Consider the following 15,683-nt stretch of genomic DNA (forward strand, 5'->3'; position numbering starts at 1 on the left):
GTCGATTTCCCGTCTTCTCGAATGACTAAACAGTCGTCGGCACCAGCGAGTTCGCGCGGCAGGACATTTCCGGGGACTCGCGACCGTGTTGCCGTCAGTTCGGTGGCTGCGAGCAGCAGTCGCGGCTGCACTCTCTAGGATGTCGCGGTGTCCACAGGATTGCTGAACGAACCGCTCGAGCGGTCTGCCCCGCCACCGGTACCGAGCCCGTTCCGGGCGCCGGCGATCCTCGCTGCGTCCGGCGCGGTGGTGGCGGCCGTGTTGTTCTGGATCGTCTCCGGCAGCCTCACCGACGACGCCTACATCAGTTTGTCGGCCGCCAGGAACCTGGCCGTCCACGGGGAGTGGGCGATCGTCCACGGACTGACCGCGAACACGTCGACGTCCCCGCTCAATGTGCTCGTGCTCGGGGCACTGACGTTCCTGACCCGGTTGTGGGGCCCGGGCGATCCCCTGTTCGCACTCGGAATGCTCAACGTCGCGGTCACCGCCCTGTTGGGCTGGGTGCTCGCGCGGACGTGTCGGCGGCTCGGCCTCGGGACCGTGTGGGCGGTGCTCGCCGGTGCGCTGGTGGTGTTCAACCCGTTCGTGTTGTCGGCGGTCGGGCTCGAGGTGCTGCTGATCCCGGCGGCCGTCGCGGTGATGGTGTGGTTCGCGTTCGAGGGCAGGGCCGCCTGGTTCGGTGCGGCCGCAGGAATGGCGGCGCTCGTGCGTCTGGACCTGCTCGTCTTCGTCGTGGTCATCGCCGCCCTCTCGCCGGCGATTCGCACGCAACTGCGCCGCGCCCTCGCCGGCTTCGCCGCGATCGCCGGGCCGTGGTACCTGTTCAGCTGGGTCGTACTCGGTTCGGCTCTGCCCGACACCTTCCTGATCAAGCAGGGCCAGGCCTCCGATGTGGGCGGCTTCAACTACCTCACCGGCCCGGTCATGTACTTCGAGTCCAACCCGTGGCGGACCGTGGCGGCATTCGGTCCCGCGGCCCTCGCACTCGTCCTGATTCTCGTCGCGCTCGCCTCGTACGCCAGGCCATGGAAGCGACCGGTGCCGTTGCCCGTGCCGCTGCTCGCGCTCGGACTGTCCGGTGCCCTCTACTACGTCGCCTACGTCGTCCTCGATACCGTGCCGTACCACTGGTATTACGTGGCGCCCGCGACCACGCTGGCGATGTTCGCGGTCCTCGCCGCCGGAATCCATTGGAGCGCCGCGCGCGACACCACGGACCGCGCCGTCGCCGGCACGCTGGCCGGCCTGCTCGCCGTGCTGGGAGTCGGCGCCGTGTACTACGACGTCGAGAGCGGTCTCCCGTGGGACGCACCCCCCATCTTCGGTAACTGGGCGAGCGCGCAGGACTACGAGCGGGTCGGCCGGGCGGTCGGGACACTCGTCGGGGAGGCCCCGGTGCGATCCCCCGGTGAGATCGGGACCCTCGCGTACTTCTGTGAATGCGTCATCGTCGACGAGTTCTCCGACCGTGGACTGGTGGTCGAGGACCGGTTGGTGCCCCGTCTCGGGGAGGCAACCGAACCGGCGCGAACTTTGCTGCGCGCCAACTACGCCTTCTTCGACTATCGGCTCGCACCCGTGAACCCCGCATACGATCTCCGGTACGCGGAAGGCCGTGGTCCCGGCGGCCCGATGGCCTGGGACGTGTTCTCCGCCGCCCGCGGAGCCGGTCACTTCATCCTGGTGCCGCTCGTCGGCGGCTGACGCGGTCGTGCGGCCTGCCCTCGAAGACGTCGTAGTCGGGGGTGAGTCGGGCCGTTCGGCCACGATTCGAGCTGAACCATTGTCACGAGGTTGCCGATTCTCGTTTCGCGTCGAGTCGGTGAAGCAGGGCGCGAGCGCCGTCGAGGAGCAGTTCGAGTGCGTCGGGATAGGCGCTGCGGTCGGAGAGGTCGACGAGGAGGCCGGCGGTCGCAGCGATGTGCGGGTGCGTCTCGGCCGGCAGTTGCGCGTAGGAGGATCGCCACAGTTGCCGGTCGGACTCGCGGACGTCCTCTGGTAGCGCAAGTTCCGCTCCGTCGAGGGCGGCGAACGCCAGCATCTGATCGACGAACGCACGGTAGAGGCGCACCGCTGCGCCGTCGGGGAACCCTGCCTTGCGCAGTATTCCGAGGATCGTGTCTACGGCCGCTTTCTCCGAGGTGCGACCGCTGACGCGGCTGGCCGACAGGACTGCCGCCTGGGGATGGTCCAGATACGCTGCATGCGATCGTATTCCGAGGGAGTGCAAGTCCCGCCACCAGTCGCCGGTGGGTTCCCACCCGCGGAACGACCGGCCGATCAGCTCGTCGGCGATCGCCAACGTGAGATCGTCGATGCCGCGGAAGTACCGGTACAGGGTGCTGGGGTCGGCCCCCAGCGCGGCTCCGAGGCGGCGGACGGACAGACCTGCACTGCCGTGGTGGCGGAGCAACCGTAGCGCCGTCTCCATGATCAGCTGCTCCGAGAGAACTGCACCCTGCTTCGTCGGCCTGCGCCGCTTCCGGGCCGAGTCCGAGACCACCTGCTTCGCCATTTCCGGCTCCTTCCGTGGACCGCCAGCTTATGCCAACACCGTTGACGGTGTAAACGGCGACGGTGTTGCATATCACAGGCAGGGAGCGAAGCCCCGGGCCGCGGGCACGAGAAGCCGGACCGGCGCGTGGCCTCCCGTCCCTCTCCACCCTCCAGCGAAAGCGACGTACACATGGCAGCAGTGAACAACGGAGCGGCCGACGCGCCGAGGGCGACAGCCCTGCGCAAATCCCTCGGCGTGATGGACGGAATTGCGATCGCCGCCTCGAGTACCGCGGCTACGACGAGCATCGGTGTCGGTTTGGGAGTCATCGCCGCCGTGGTCGGTCTCCAGATGCCGGTGGTGCTGTTACTGGCTTTCGTCCCGATTCTGGGAATTGCCAGCGGATACGCCCGGCTCAACCGGGTGGAACCCAATTGCGGCAACAGCTACGTCTGGGTGGGCCGCAGCCTCAGTCCGTGGCTGGGCTTCCTCACCGGTTGGATGGCCATCGTCGCCGTCGTCGTGTTCATGGCCTACACCACCGCGATCGCCGGGTCGGCGATCCTGCAACTCGCCGGCATGGCCGGCCTGCACAGCATCGGCGGACTCACTCTCGATCCCGACTCCACGTTGCAGTCGACGTTGCTGGGGCTGACGATCCTGGGTGCGGTGACCGTCACCGCCGTCCGGGGCGTCGCGGTCGCGGCACGGCTGCAGAAGTATCTCCTCGTCTTCGAGTACGTCGTGTTGATCGGCTTCTGCACGTATGGGCTGTGTGCCGGGACCCAGCCGTTCTCGCTCTCCTGGTTCAATCCCTTCGCGATTCCGTCGTTCGCCGTGCTGGCTCAGGGCATGGTGATCGCGGTCTTCTTCTACTGGGGTTTCGAAGCGGCGTTCAGTGTGAGCGAGGAGGTGCGCGATCCGCGCGACGCGTCCCGCGCCGGTGTGATCACCGTCTTCATGGTCCTCGGCTTGTTCCTGCTCGGTGCGGTGGCGTTCCAGCGCGTCCTCACCCCCGCGGAACTGGCCGACAATGGGACCGTCGGGCTCGCGTTCCTCGGCGAGGCACTCGCCCGGCAGCCGCTGGCCGCGCTCCCCGTGGTGGCGCTGATGTTCTCCGTCGTCGCTTCGCTCCAAGCCACCGTGATACCCAGCGCGCGTGGACTGTTCGCGATGGGCCGGGACCGCACGCTCGGCCCGGTGTGGACCCGCATCCATTCCCGTTACGGCACCCCTGCCGCCGGGACCGTGCTGCTCGGCGGCATCTCCGCCGTGGTCGCGCTGCTGGCCACGGTCATCCCCAAGCTCAGCGACCTTCTCGGTGCGGGCATCAGTTCGATCGGTCTGGTGGTCGCCGTCTGGTACGGCCTGACGGCACTCGCCGCCGCTGTCCGGTTCCGCGGGCTTCTACGGGAACGTCCGTGGGAGGGACTGCGCGCGGTCGTGTTTCCCGCTCTCAGTTCCCTGGTGTTGCTGGCGCTGGGCGGCTACTTGGGCTGGATCTTCTACACCTCGGCAGATCATCTCGAATTCAGCGCGACCAACGGGTGGTTTCAACTGCTGTTCCCGGTCCTCATCCTGAGCTCGGGGCTGGTGGTGGCCGCGCACGCGAAGTGGATCCGCCGGTCGCCCTATTTCGTCACCGGCCGCGGAACAGATGCCGACGACGCCAACCTGCTCGGTGGAACTGCGCCCGCCGAAGCCCCCGTGACCACCCGTTACTGATCAGCGCAACACAACCTGATCCGAACACCGACGAAAGCACTTACCGACAGGAGATTTTCGATGTCAGCAGGACCCGCAGATCTGGTCTTCACCGGCGGATCGATTGCCACCCTGGACCCGGCCCGCAGCCGCGCCACGACGGTCGCCGTCACCGGTGGCCGGATATCAGCCGTCGGCCACGACGAGGTCCGGGAGCTGATCGGCGCCCGCACCGAGGTCGTCGACCTCACCGGCAGGCTGCTGCTGCCCGGCTTCCAGGACGCGCACATTCATCCCGTGGTGGCCGGCCTCGAGTACGCCCGCTGCAACCTCACCGGCATCAGCGATGCCGCTGCCACCCTCGCCGCCATCGGCAGCTACGCCGACGCACACCCGGAATTGCCGTGGATCGTCGGCGGCGGGTGGTCGATGGAGGCGTTCGCCGGGGGCACACCCACCGCGCAACTCCTCGACACCGTCGTGCGAGATCGGCCGGTGTTTCTGCCCAACCGCGACCACCACGGGGCATGGGCCAACACGCGAGCGCTGAACATCGCGGGCATCACCCGAGACACCCCCGATCCCGTCGGCGGACGTATCGAACGCGACGCCGACGGCGAGCCGACCGGCATGCTCCAGGAGTCTGCGATGGAGCTGGTCGGCTGCCACACCCCGGAGCACACACCCGACGACCGGCTGAAGGCACTGCTCCACGCCCAGCAGCACCTGCATTCGCTCGGCATCACCGCCTGGCAGGACGCGCTACTCGGCGACACCTCCGGGATCTCCGACGTCTCGGACGCCTACCTGACCGCGGCCGGCGACGGGTCCCTCACCGCGCGGGTGGCGGGCGCCCTGTGGTGGGATCGCGACCGGGGCGCCGAGCAGATCCCCGACCTGCTCCGGCGACGTTCCCGTCTCCGCGTCGGGAGGATGCGGGCCGACACCGTGAAGATCATGCTCGACGGTGTCGCCGAATCCCGCACCGCGGCCATGATCTCCCCGTATCTGGATGGATGTGGCTGCGCAACAGACCATTCCGGCACCAGCTTCGTCGACCCGGACGAACTGCGCCGCTACGTCACCGAGCTCGACGCCCTCGGATTTCAGGTGCACTTCCACGCGCTCGGCGACCGGGCCGTCCGCGACGCGCTCGACGCGGTTGACGCCGCTCGGACGACGAACGGATTCCGGGACACCCGACCGCACCTCGCCCACTTGCAGGTCGTGGACCCCCACGACATCCCCCGCTTCCGCGCGCTCGGCGTCACGGCCAACATGCAACCGCTGTGGGCAGCCCACGAACCGCAGATGGACGAACTCACCATCCCCTTCCTCGGGGACGAGCGCTCCCGTCGGCAGTATCCCTTCGGTTCCCTGCTGCGCTCGGGTGCAACGCTGGCAGCCGGCAGCGACTGGCCGGTCAGCAGCGCCGACCCGATCCACGGCATCCATGTCGCGGTCAATCGCGTACTGCCGGGCCGGGACGGGCAGGGGCGCCCGGTGTTCCTCCCCGAGCAACGAATCGATCTCACGGCCGCACTCACCGCCTACACCGCCGGGTCCGCGTACGTGAACCACCTCGACGACACGGGGAGCATCGAGGTGGGCAAGCTCGCCGACCTGGTGGTCCTCGACCGGGATCCGTTCACGGGAACCGCCGACGCGATCGGCGAGAGCCGGGCCGTCCTGACCTATGTGGGCGGTGATCGTGTCTACACGGCACCGGACGCCTGAGGCCAGGCGGTAGGCGGCCCTACTCTGCGGCGCGGATGCCGATCGGCGGACCGTCGTGGCGCCGATCGGCATCCGCGGCCACACTGGAGGTGTCCCGCCGAAGTCAGGAGACAGTGATGGGCGACAACAGGCCGTTCGGGTTCGACCCCGACGATCTCGACCGCGTGATCCGTGAGGCCGGCGAGGAATTGCAGGGCGTCAAGGACCGGATCGTCAGGTTCCTGGATCAGGCGGACTCTCAGATTCCGTGGACGGGCGTGTTCGCGGACTTCGCCCGCTCGCCGCGCGGCGCGTCGAAGCCGGAAACTGCCGGCGAGACCGGTGACGGTGTGTGGGCTATCTACACGCTCGACGGCGAGGGCGTCGCACGCGTCGAGCAGGTGTATGCCACCGAACTCGATGCGCTCCGCGCGCACAAGCACAACACGGATCCTCACCGGTCGGTGCGGTTCCTCCCCTACGGCGTCACCGTCAGCGTCCTCGACCAGCCGGAGGAAGCGGCGCCACCAGAGACGGAGTGACCCGAGGCCACTCAGTCCTCGAGCTCGAGCGGCAACTCCGCGGTGACCCGCCAACTGCCGTCGGTCTGCCGTCCCGCCTCGAGCGTGCCGTGCAACACCGCGACCCGCTCCCGCATACCGAGTAGCCCGTTGCCCGACCCGAGCGAGAACTGCCCGGACGAGTTGCCGTTGTCGGTGATCTCGACGAGGACGTCCGTCTCGCGGCGCCGCACACGCACCTTCGCGCGCGGACGTTCCCCGGCGTGCCGCAGCACGTTCGTCAGCGATTCCTGGACCAGCCGGTGAACACCGAGGCTGACCGCAGGGCTGATGTCGTCCAACTCCCCCGTCAGTTCGAGTTCCACGGGCAGGCCGGCGCTGCGCATCATGTCGGCCACCCGGGCGAGACCGGCCGTGCCGTGCTGGGGCATGTCGTCGGTCGCCGGCTCGGTGCGCAGCAGTGAGACGGTGCGCCGCAGTTCCGCCAGAGCCTCCCGCCCGGTGCTCGCGATGTTGGTGAGTGCCTGCTTCGCGATGTCGGGGTTGCTCTTCAAGGCGTAGGACGCGCCGTCGGCCTGAACGATCATCACGCTCACCGCATGCGCGACGACGTCGTGCAGTTCCCGGGCGATCCGGGTCCGCTCGGCCGCCACCGCGTCCTCGGCGCGGCGATCCCGGTCGTAGTCGGCGACGACGAGGCGCGCGGCAACCTCCTCGTCGTAAGCCCGGCGGGCGCCGAGGAACTCCGCCGTGATCCACGAGAGCGCGAAGACGAGGACCGAGAACAGTCCGGCCGCCAGCAGTTCCTGTTCCAGCAACCAGATCGACAGGGCCGAATCGACGGCGAGGCCCACCGCATACACCGCGGCGGTGCGGCGGCCGACGTAGGCGACGAGCGTGTAGAGGGCGACGGCGAGTGCCAGCAGACCGGGATGTTCGGCGTCGAGGTCACCGATCGAGTAACTGATGAATGTGATCGTGATCGACATCACCAGAACGGCGCCGGCCGCCGCCCGCGGATACTTGCGACGCCACACGATCGGCAGGCACAGCAGGAAACCCATGACCAGCTGCACCCACGGCGAGCGGTCTCCCGACGCGGTGAACACGAACACCTCGAGGGTGAACAGGATCGCCGCCAACATCGAGTCCGCAACCGTCGGCTTTCCTCGCAGCCACAGACTGAACCTCCGCATGTGCACAGCGTAAGTACCTCAGGGTGGGTGTGGTTGAGTCTGCACCATGAATGTGGGTGACTGGGCGCTTCTTCTCACCGCCGCGACGGCCGCCGGGTGGGTGGACGCCGTCGTCGGTGGTGGCGGACTGATCCTCATTCCCGCACTGTTTCTCGTCGCACCGCAGCTGACGCCGCAGGCCGCGCTGGCCACCAACAAGCTCACCGCGTTCACCGGCACATCCGCCGCCGTCGTCACGTTCGCGCGCCGCATCCCCATGAACTGGCGGCTGCTGGTTCCCGCCGGTCTGCTCGCGGCGGTGGCGTCCGCGCTCGGCGCGGCAACGGTGTCGCGCATCGACAAGGACGTGTTCATCCCGCTCATCATGGTGGTGCTCGTCGGCGTCGCCGTGTTCGTGACGATCCGTCCGCAGCTCGGGACCACGCTGGCGAAGGATCCGCCGACACGGCGGAAGGTCGTCGCGGTCGTCCTGCTGTCCGCCGGACTCCTCGGTTTCTACGACGGACTGTTCGGGCCGGGCACCGGCACATTCCTCATCATCAGCTTCGCCACGTTCCTCGGCACGGAATTCGTCCGTAGCGCCGCGATGGCGAAGGTGATCAATCTCGGATCGAATCTCGGTGCGCTGGTGTTCTTCGCCGCGACCGGCCATGTGCTGTGGGCACTCGGCCTGGGCATGGCGGTCTGCAACGTGATCGGCGCGATCACTGGTTCACGGATGGCGCTGAGCAAGGGCGCCGGGTTCGTCCGGATCACCCTGCTGATCGTGGTGATCGCGATGGTGATCCGATTGGGTTGGCAGCAATTCGGCTGAGCGACCGACTACGGTGGTCCACGTGACGGCTCCACGACAGGTTGATCCGGAATTCCTTGCCCTCCCCCTGCGTTCGCTGGCGGACGCGGCGCTCGCCGCTGCCCGTGCAGCGGGCGCGTCGCACGCCGACCTGCGGGTGCATCGACTGACCAGCCAGTCCCGGCGGCTGCGCGACGGCGAAGTGCAGTCGGCGGTGGACACCAACGAACTCGGCTTCGCGGTGCGTGTCGTCGTCGACGGCACCTGGGGTTTCGCCTCGCACGCCGAGCTGACCCCGGCGACCGCCGCCGCGACCGCGGAACAGGCCGTCGCCGTCGCGCGGGCGTTGCGTGGACTGAACCGGGAGCACGTCGAACTCGCCCACGAACCGGTGCACACGGATGTCCACTGGGTGTCCGACTACGACGTCGATCCGTTCGAAGTCCCCGCCTCGGACAAGATCTCGCTGCTCGGCGAATACTCCCGCAGGCTCCTCGCATCCGACGGCGTCGACCACGTCACCGCCGGATGCCTGCAGGTGAAGGAACAGACGTTCTACGCCGATCTCGCGGGATCGTCCATCGTGCAGCAGCGGGTGCGGCTGCACCCGCAACTCGAAGCCACCACCGTCGACCAGTCGGCCGGCGTGTTCGAGACGATGCGCACCCTCGCGCCCCCCGTCGGCCGCGGATGGGAGTACGTCGCCGGCGACAGGGTGTGGAACTGGACCGACGAACTCTCCCGGATTCCCGATCTACTGGCCGAGAAGGTGAAGGCCCCCACCGTGGTGCCCGGTCCCACCGATCTGGTGATCGACCCGACCAACCTGTGGCTGACCATCCACGAATCCATCGGGCACGCCACCGAGTACGACCGCGCGATCGGCTACGAGGCCGCATATGCCGGCACGTCGTTCGCCACCCCCGACAAGCTCGGCACGCTGCGCTACGGGACGCCGATCATGCACGTGACCGCGGACCGGACCGAGCGGCACGGTCTCGCCACGGTCGGCTACGACGACGAAGGTGTCGAAACACAGTCCTGGGACCTGGTCGCCGACGGGATTCTCGTCGGCTACCAACTCGACCGGGCGTTCGCGCCCCGGCTCGGGCTGGAGCGTTCCAACGGATGCTCGTACGCCGACTCGCCGCACCACGTTCCGATCCAGCGGATGGCCAACGTGTCGTTACAGCCGGATTCCGACACCGATCGCAGCACCGACGACCTGATCTCCGGTGTGGAGGACGGCATCTACGTCGTCGGCGACAAATCCTGGTCGATCGACATGCAGCGCTACAACTTCCAGTTCACCGGTCAGCGGTTCTACCGCATCCGCGGCGGGAAACTCGACGGGCAACTCCGCGACGTCGCGTACCAGGCGACCACCACGGACTTCTGGGGTTCGATGGACGCCGTCGGTGGCCGGTCCACCTGGCAGCTGGGCGGCGCTTTCAACTGCGGCAAGGCGCAGCCCGGTCAGGTCGCGGCCGTCAGCCACGGCTGCCCGTCGGCGCTCTTCCGCGGCGTGAACGTACTGAACACTCGGACGGAAGGCGGCCGATGATCGCGCCACAGCAACTCGTCGAGCAGGTCCTCGCCCGCGCCACCGTGGACGAAACCATCGTGATCGTCACCGATGCCAGCGAAGCCTCCCTGCGGTGGGCCGGTAACTCGATGACCACCAACGGCGTGTCCACGTCGCGCAGCTGGACCGTCATCTCGATCGTCCGGGCCGGCGAGGACGCGAAGGTCGGCATCGTCACGTCCGCGTCCGTCGACGCCGCCGACATCGACGGCGTGGTCCGTTCGGCCGAAATCGCTGCCCGCGCAGCCACACCCGCATCCGACGCGATGCCGCTACTCACCGGCACCGGCACCGATGAGCGGTGGGACGATTCGGCGGAGCGCACCGAGATCGGCGCATTCGAACAACTCGCCCAGGATCTGAGCATGGGCTTCGACGGCGACGACCAGCTCTACGGTTTCGCCCATCATCAGATGCACACCACCTGGCTGGGCACGTCGACCGGGATCCGGCGCCGGTTCGCCCAGCCGACCGGGTCGGTCGAGATCAACGGAAAACGCGGCGACGCCAGCGCCTGGGTCGGCACCAGCACCAAGGACTTCACGGATGTCGCCAGCGTGAAGTTGCTCCAAGACCTGTCGACGCGCCTCGACTGGGCCGGCAACCGGGTCGAGTTACCCGCGGGCCGCTACGAGACGATCCTGCCGCCGTCCGCGGTCGCGGACCTCATGATCTACCTGATGTGGACGATGGAGGGGCGGGCCGCGGAGGAAGGGCACTCCGCCCTGGCGGCGCCGGGGGGCACCCGTATCGGGGAGAAGCTGAGTACGCTCCCCCTCACCCTCTATTCCGATCCGGCCGCGCTCGGCGTGGAGTGCACGCCGTTCGTCGTCACCGGGTCGTCGTCCGAATCCGTGTCCGTCTTCGACAACGGGATGGACGCGCGCCGGGTCGACTGGATCCGTGACGGCACCGTCAACGCGCTCGCGTACCCGCGGGCGGCGGCGAAGGAGTTCGGCGCCGACGTGACCGTGCCCGGCGACAATCTGATCCTCGACGCCGGCGGCTCGGTGTCGCTCGACCAGATGGTGGCCGAGACCGAACGCGGGCTGCTACTGACCACCCTCTGGTACATCCGGGAGGTCGACCCCGCCACCCTGCTGCTGACGGGATTGACGCGGGACGGTGTCTACCTCGTCGAGAACGGGAAGGTCACGGGTGCCGTGAACAACTTCCGGTTCAACGAGAGCCCCCTCGACCTGCTGCGGAGGGTCACCCAGGCCGGCGCCACCGGGCGGACGCTGCCCCGGGAATGGAAGGACTGGTTCACCCGAACCGCGATGCCACCGTTGCGTGTCCCGGACTTCCACATGTCGTCGGTCAGCAAGGCGCTCTGAGGCGCGGATTCTATGCGGACGCTCGTCTAGGTGACAGCCCGTGCAGTTTCCGTTATAAATGCTGCAGACATCGCGCATATGAGATTTCTCACTCCAGAGCCGTTTCACCGCGCATGTCATATTCAGGTCTCCAGAGAACGGGGCCGAAACTCACCGCAGCGCCGCGTGGCCGGCGCGTGCGCCGGTTACGTCCCTTGCACGTCTGACCAGGAGGTTTCATGCACTCCGAGAGCACTACCCGCGAACTGCTCCACGGCCACACCAAGGTCACGGGACGGTTCGCTCTCGCCGACGTGGCACTGACGACGTTCGTCTGCCTGGCCTGCGCCGTCGGCATCGGCATCATCACCGGTTCAGTTCTCGCCGCCGCGACGGGAGGACTGATCGTCGTCCTCGCCACGGCGCTGATGGTGGCGGCGGTATGACCGCGCCGAGACATCAGCGAAGCACCACAATCCAGGAGATCACAGTGTCGAACGACGCACTCGAGGTCGCACCGCCCGCACATTCGATTCCGTACCGTCACCCCGACGGACGCGAGGTTCTCGCCACCGCGAGAGGCATTCTCATCGCCACCCGCGGTTACGGCGAGGCCGAGGCGTTCGAGGAGCTGCTCGACGTCTCCCGACATCACCACGTCAGCGTGATGCGGGCAGCGAAGTCGTTGGTGGAGTTGGCGACTCGGCGGCAGTCGTGCCCCTCCGTGACGACGCCCGCACCGCCCTACGCTCTCGAGTTCAAGGAATGGACGACACTGCTGGCGCGGTGACACCGTCCCTGTCCGCCCGGGTGAGACGCTTGGAGCTCCGGTGCGGGAGCCATTCGAGCGGACCCGTGATCGAACCGCCGCAACCACAGGCGTGACACGACGATCAAGGTCGCCGAGACAGCACCGAACAACGCGACGGTTGCCGGAACGACGGTGGTGCCGTTCAATTGGGCCGCGAGGCCGAGTCCCCAGCCGTAACAGACGATCGAGCACAGGATGTTCTGCAGCACATAGCAACTGAGTGCACTGCGGCCAACTCCCGAGAATGCCCGACCGGCCGGGCCGGGTTCGCGTCCGTCCGCGTAGCGGTGCGCGATCGCGGCGAGTAGCCCCAACGCCACCATCGGAGCGGTCCCGTACCTACCGAGGACCAGTGCATGCGCCGCGATCCTGACCGGCCTCGTTCAACGGGGCCTGATCGCGCCCGACATCGACGTCGACACCGAGTTGGTGCGCCTGCACGCACTCGTCGACGGCGCGGCGATGCACGTGCTGCTCGGCGACACCGGCACCCCGGAGCCCGCGCAGCCGGAGGCAGCGCTGGAGTCCGGCTCAAGGGCGGAAACAGCGAATCCGGCACGAAATAGCAAGCAGCACAGAGATTTCCGTGACACCTTGGGCCGCTTGATCTTGAGGCATCACCGTATCGACGCCGGAACTCCCGGGCAGTTCCCTCGTCTACCCCGCGGTTGCGGGCGTAGCCGTCGGTGGTGGTCAGGTGGTCGCGTTTTGCTGTCGGTCCCGGTAGATCCGGTATGCCTTGCGGTCGGCGGCCGACGCGCTCTTCCCGACTGTCGCGGCGGCGGCCAGTAGCCGCGTCGTATCTCCCGGCCGCCGTGCTGCTGGCACCAGCCGGGGACTGCCAGGATGTCGACGAGATCGCGGCACAGCCGGTACAGCTCGGACACGGTGAGTCGGTCACCATGTCGCGCGTATCCAGCCAGTCGGCAGAAGCCGTCGCGGTCGAGCGCGGGGACTTGGATGAGGTGGCCGGGTGAGCGAACAGTCGCACGCCCTGCGCGCCGTCGACGGGACCGGCCTCGGTGAGGAGGTGGGTCTGACGCAAGGCGCTCTGCTCGTCGGTGGACACCCGTGTGTAGACAAGTTCGGCCATGACCGCCGCCTTCCTTCCGCCGGCCCGGAATGCTTCCATTCACGGTTCAATCTGTCGTCAAACCCTGTCGTCAATCCGGAACGGATCACAATGGATCGGGTGAGCTGTTTCCGCACGATACGGGTGGGTACGAGAGCCGCCCCGTACGCATGTCGTCAACACCCGCATCGGGGACTTCTAGTTTCCCGTCATCCTGTGCTTCCCACTCTCGCCCTCCACTCGTCCGCGCACCCCCGCTCCGCGGGTCGGCTACGACCGATAAGTTCCCACCGCGGTCGCAGGCTCGCTCCGGGGGGCGGCACCTGAGCACCGGGGCAAGTGCCGCCGCGCAGAGCATTCGGCGCGTAGCTCAGATCCCCGGACTAATTCCGAGTCCCGGCACCCAGCCGCGTTCACCGATTGGCGGCCAGCACTGCTGCGAGGCCTTCTTGCAGGTCCTTGACGAAATACTCGGGAACCTCCAGCGACGGGAAATGTCCCCCGATTTCGGGCGACCTCCATCGGACAATCTGTCGGTACCGCTCCTGTGCCCAGGGGCGCGGACACTTCTCGATGTCGCGGGGATACATACTAATTGCCGACGGGACGTCGACCCGAAGTTCGGGGTCCAGCGAGTTGTGGCTTTCGTAGTAAATGCGGGCCGACGATGCGCCGGTCCGCGTCAGCCAATACAGGGTGACGTCGTCAAGAACGCTGTCTCTGGAAATCGTCTCGAAGGGGCTGTCTTCGGTATCTGTCCACTCAGCGAACTTGTCAAGGATCCAGGCAAGAAGCCCGACCGGTGAGTCGACGAGCGAGTAGCCGATGGTCTGCGGTCGGGTCGCCTGCTGCTTCGCGTACGCCGCGTGGTGGTGCCAGAAATCGCGGGTTTCCTCGGTCCACTTGCGCTCGACCGCCGTCAGCCCGTCCGTTGTCAACCCGGGCGGTCCCTCCGCGAACGTTGTGTGGATGCCGAGAACGTGCGCCGGGAACCTGCCGCCGAGAACCGTGGTGATATTGCCTCCCCAGTCGCCGCCGTGGGCTGCGAACTTGCTGTAGCCGAGCCTTCCCATCAGTTCCACCCATGCGGCCGCGATCTTTTCGGTTCCCCACCCGGTGGTGGCCGGCTTGTCGCTGTAACCAAAGCCTGGTAACGATGGAACCACGACGTGGAACGCCGGCGCGTCTGCATCTTTCGGATCTGCCAGCTCGTCTACTACATCGACGAACTCGGCAATGCTGCCTGGCCACCCGTGCGTCAAGATCAGAGGAGTGGCATCTGCGCGCGCGGATCGGCGGTGCAGGAAGTGGATTCCCAGATCATCAATGGTCGTGCGGAACTGGCCGATACGGTTAAGGCGCTCTTCGAACGACCGCCAGTTGTACCCGGTGCGCCAGTAGTTCACGACATCGACGAGGTCGGCGAGAGGAACGCCCTGTTCCCATCGGCGAGGGTCGGGCGCGGCGCGATAGACCGTCTCGGCCTCCGGTAGCCGCGCCGCGGCTAATCGCGCGCGCAGATCGTCGAGGTCAGCGTCAGTTGCGTGGGCTTCAAATGCTTGCACGTCGCTGGTTGGACGGGGCATGAGACCTCCTGGCCATCGCGGAACCGGCTGCAACCATCGCGAACCGGCTAAGACGGTTCTAGCATGTCCGATGTCAGCGTGCAACCTGCTAAGGTGGTTCCATGCGTGCCGAGTTCCCTGACTTTCGTCTCGGCAACGTGCTAGCGACCAGCTTCACGGCGACTCTGACGGAGCGTCGTGGCAACGCTGTGGAGCGCATTCCCACGCCGCAGCGACTCGTCGACTGGCTGGCAGTGAACGGCCTCGCCGTGGAGACCTGCACCACCGCCCAGCTCGAACTCGCTCGGGAACTGAGGGAATCAATTCACGCCGCCGCGACAGCGATCGCGATCCAAGACGCTCTCCCTGCGTCTGCTATCCAAATCATCAATGACTGCAGCATTCAGGGTCGGGCCGCGGCCATCCTGACGCCCGAGGGCAATCGTCAATGGCGACTCAGCTCGGCTTCCTGCGTAGAAGATGCCCTAAGCGTGATCGCCGCCGACGCGATCAGCATCATCGCAGGCGAACGAGACGGAAAATTGGCCTTGTGCGCATCGCCAACCTGCCAGGCCGCCTTCTTCGATACCAGTCAAAGTCGCACCCGCAAATGGTGTGACATGAACACGTGCGGGAATCGTCAGAAGAAGGCGCGCTTCAATGCCAACCAGCGCAAGAACGGGACTGCCGCACGGACGGGTGTCATCTGATCTGGCTTGCCCGGGAGGGCGGGCCTGGAAGGAGGGAATCGGCCGGACAGTCGGTCGCCTACCCCCGCTCGACGGCCACCATGCACGAACCCGAACCCGACCGATATGCCAAGGTCTTCACCGACTGGGCCGTCGCACTGAACTGATCACCTCGGCGTCTAACCTCCGGACCTCTCCGCCACACCGCCCGTCCA

At 67.3% G+C, this 15,683-nt stretch carries 14 protein-coding genes and 1 pseudogene; 11 read left to right on the plus strand and 4 right to left on the minus strand.

Features of this window, described 5'->3' with window-relative positions; genetic code table 11:
* Window positions 1–147 precede the first annotated feature (147 nt).
* Window positions 148–1,707, plus strand: a complete 1,560-nt coding sequence (locus tag ACFVJ3_RS17140; RefSeq protein WP_378453162.1) for a hypothetical protein — start codon at window positions 148–150, stop codon at window positions 1,705–1,707.
* Window positions 1,708–1,789: 82 nt separating this feature from the next.
* On the opposite strand, the gene ACFVJ3_RS17145 is transcribed toward ACFVJ3_RS17140, so the two are convergent.
* Window positions 1,790–2,518 carry a TetR/AcrR family transcriptional regulator gene (locus ACFVJ3_RS17145; protein ID WP_378453163.1) on the minus strand — a complete coding sequence of 243 codons (729 nt, stop codon included), beginning with the start codon at window positions 2,516–2,518 and terminating at the stop codon, window positions 1,790–1,792.
* A 171-nt stretch (window positions 2,519–2,689) separates the two neighbouring features.
* Here ACFVJ3_RS17145 and ACFVJ3_RS17150 point away from each other — a divergent pair, with 171 nt between their 5' ends.
* From ACFVJ3_RS17150 to ACFVJ3_RS17160, 3 genes are all read left to right on the plus strand, one after another.
* Window positions 2,690–4,225 (plus strand): APC family permease, encoded by a 1,536-nt coding sequence (locus ACFVJ3_RS17150; protein ID WP_378453164.1) that lies wholly within the window; start codon window positions 2,690–2,692, stop codon window positions 4,223–4,225.
* A gap of 60 nt (window positions 4,226–4,285) precedes the next feature.
* Window positions 4,286–5,941 carry an amidohydrolase gene (locus tag ACFVJ3_RS17155; RefSeq protein ID WP_378453165.1) on the plus strand — a complete coding sequence of 552 codons (1,656 nt, stop codon included), beginning with the start codon at window positions 4,286–4,288 and terminating at the stop codon, window positions 5,939–5,941.
* 116 nt (window positions 5,942–6,057) lie between these two features.
* Complete coding sequence (locus ACFVJ3_RS17160) at window positions 6,058–6,462, plus strand: hypothetical protein (protein ID WP_378453166.1); 405 nt, start codon at window positions 6,058–6,060, stop codon at window positions 6,460–6,462.
* An 11-nt stretch (window positions 6,463–6,473) separates the two neighbouring features.
* On the opposite strand, the gene ACFVJ3_RS17165 is transcribed toward ACFVJ3_RS17160, so the two are convergent.
* Complete coding sequence (locus tag ACFVJ3_RS17165; RefSeq protein ID WP_378453167.1) at window positions 6,474–7,637, minus strand: sensor histidine kinase; 1,164 nt, start codon at window positions 7,635–7,637, stop codon at window positions 6,474–6,476.
* A gap of 46 nt (window positions 7,638–7,683) precedes the next feature.
* On the opposite strand from ACFVJ3_RS17165, the gene ACFVJ3_RS17170 reads away from it, so the two are divergent.
* The 5 genes from ACFVJ3_RS17170 to ACFVJ3_RS17190 all read left to right on the plus strand — a co-directional run bounded on the left by ACFVJ3_RS17170 (window position 7,684) and on the right by ACFVJ3_RS17190 (window position 12,121).
* Window positions 7,684–8,451 carry a TSUP family transporter gene (locus ACFVJ3_RS17170; RefSeq protein ID WP_378453168.1) on the plus strand — a complete coding sequence of 256 codons (768 nt, stop codon included), beginning with the start codon at window positions 7,684–7,686 and terminating at the stop codon, window positions 8,449–8,451.
* Between the two features lie 22 nt (window positions 8,452–8,473).
* Window positions 8,474–9,994, plus strand: coding sequence for a TldD/PmbA family protein (locus ACFVJ3_RS17175; RefSeq protein WP_378453169.1), 1,521 nt, complete (start codon window positions 8,474–8,476; stop codon window positions 9,992–9,994).
* On the plus strand, window positions 9,991–11,352 hold the full coding sequence (locus ACFVJ3_RS17180) for a metallopeptidase TldD-related protein (protein WP_378453170.1): 1,362 nt from the start codon (window positions 9,991–9,993) through the stop codon (window positions 11,350–11,352). The genes ACFVJ3_RS17175 and ACFVJ3_RS17180 overlap by 4 nt, the downstream gene beginning before the upstream one ends.
* Before the next feature lie 218 nt (window positions 11,353–11,570).
* Complete coding sequence (locus ACFVJ3_RS17185) at window positions 11,571–11,777, plus strand: hypothetical protein (protein ID WP_378453171.1); 207 nt, start codon at window positions 11,571–11,573, stop codon at window positions 11,775–11,777.
* Window positions 11,774–12,121 carry an ANTAR domain-containing protein gene (locus ACFVJ3_RS17190; RefSeq protein WP_378453172.1) on the plus strand — a complete coding sequence of 116 codons (348 nt, stop codon included), beginning with the start codon at window positions 11,774–11,776 and terminating at the stop codon, window positions 12,119–12,121. The genes ACFVJ3_RS17185 and ACFVJ3_RS17190 overlap by 4 nt, the downstream gene beginning before the upstream one ends.
* On the opposite strand, the pseudogene ACFVJ3_RS17195 reads toward ACFVJ3_RS17190, so the two are convergent.
* A pseudogene (locus ACFVJ3_RS17195) lies at window positions 12,090–12,495 on the minus strand (DUF418 domain-containing protein); the annotation flags it as partial. The gene ACFVJ3_RS17190 and the pseudogene ACFVJ3_RS17195 overlap by 32 nt on opposite strands.
* Window positions 12,496–12,550: 55 nt before the next feature.
* On the opposite strand from ACFVJ3_RS17195, the gene ACFVJ3_RS17200 reads away from it, so the two are divergent.
* Window positions 12,551–12,934, plus strand: a complete 384-nt coding sequence (locus tag ACFVJ3_RS17200; RefSeq protein WP_378453215.1) for a hypothetical protein — start codon at window positions 12,551–12,553, stop codon at window positions 12,932–12,934.
* 693 nt (window positions 12,935–13,627) lie between these two features.
* Here ACFVJ3_RS17200 and ACFVJ3_RS17205 read toward each other — a convergent pair.
* On the minus strand, window positions 13,628–14,800 hold the full coding sequence (locus tag ACFVJ3_RS17205) for an epoxide hydrolase family protein (protein WP_378453173.1): 1,173 nt from the start codon (window positions 14,798–14,800) through the stop codon (window positions 13,628–13,630).
* A 101-nt stretch (window positions 14,801–14,901) separates the two neighbouring features.
* Between ACFVJ3_RS17205 and ACFVJ3_RS17210 the strand changes: the two genes are divergently transcribed.
* A complete protein-coding gene (locus ACFVJ3_RS17210; RefSeq protein ID WP_378453174.1) occupies window positions 14,902–15,489 on the plus strand; it encodes a CGNR zinc finger domain-containing protein in 588 nt (195 codons plus the stop codon).
* The last annotated feature ends 194 nt before the right edge of the window (window positions 15,490–15,683 follow it).

Origin of the sequence: Rhodococcus sp. NPDC127593, assembly GCF_042671975.1 — a bacterium.
GTDB lineage: Bacteria > Actinomycetota > Actinomycetes > Mycobacteriales > Mycobacteriaceae > Rhodococcus_F.

Coding starts and splice junctions, on each gene's coding strand:
- ACFVJ3_RS17210 (WP_378453174.1), top strand. CDS start 14,902: ATGCGTGCCGAGTTCCCTGACTTTCGTCTCGGCAACGTGCTAGCGACC.
- ACFVJ3_RS17190 (WP_378453172.1), top strand. CDS start 11,774: ATGACCGCGCCGAGACATCAGCGAAGCACCACAATCCAGGAGATCACA.
- ACFVJ3_RS17155 (WP_378453165.1), top strand. CDS start 4,286: ATGTCAGCAGGACCCGCAGATCTGGTCTTCACCGGCGGATCGATTGCC.
- ACFVJ3_RS17185 (WP_378453171.1), top strand. CDS start 11,571: ATGCACTCCGAGAGCACTACCCGCGAACTGCTCCACGGCCACACCAAG.
- ACFVJ3_RS17170 (WP_378453168.1), top strand. CDS start 7,684: ATGAATGTGGGTGACTGGGCGCTTCTTCTCACCGCCGCGACGGCCGCC.
- ACFVJ3_RS17160 (WP_378453166.1), top strand. CDS start 6,058: ATGGGCGACAACAGGCCGTTCGGGTTCGACCCCGACGATCTCGACCGC.
- ACFVJ3_RS17165 (WP_378453167.1), bottom strand. CDS start 7,637: ATGCGGAGGTTCAGTCTGTGGCTGCGAGGAAAGCCGACGGTTGCGGAC.
- ACFVJ3_RS17145 (WP_378453163.1), bottom strand. CDS start 2,518: ATGGCGAAGCAGGTGGTCTCGGACTCGGCCCGGAAGCGGCGCAGGCCG.
- ACFVJ3_RS17150 (WP_378453164.1), top strand. CDS start 2,690: ATGGCAGCAGTGAACAACGGAGCGGCCGACGCGCCGAGGGCGACAGCC.
- ACFVJ3_RS17205 (WP_378453173.1), bottom strand. CDS start 14,800: ATGCCCCGTCCAACCAGCGACGTGCAAGCATTTGAAGCCCACGCAACT.
- ACFVJ3_RS17180 (WP_378453170.1), top strand. CDS start 9,991: ATGATCGCGCCACAGCAACTCGTCGAGCAGGTCCTCGCCCGCGCCACC.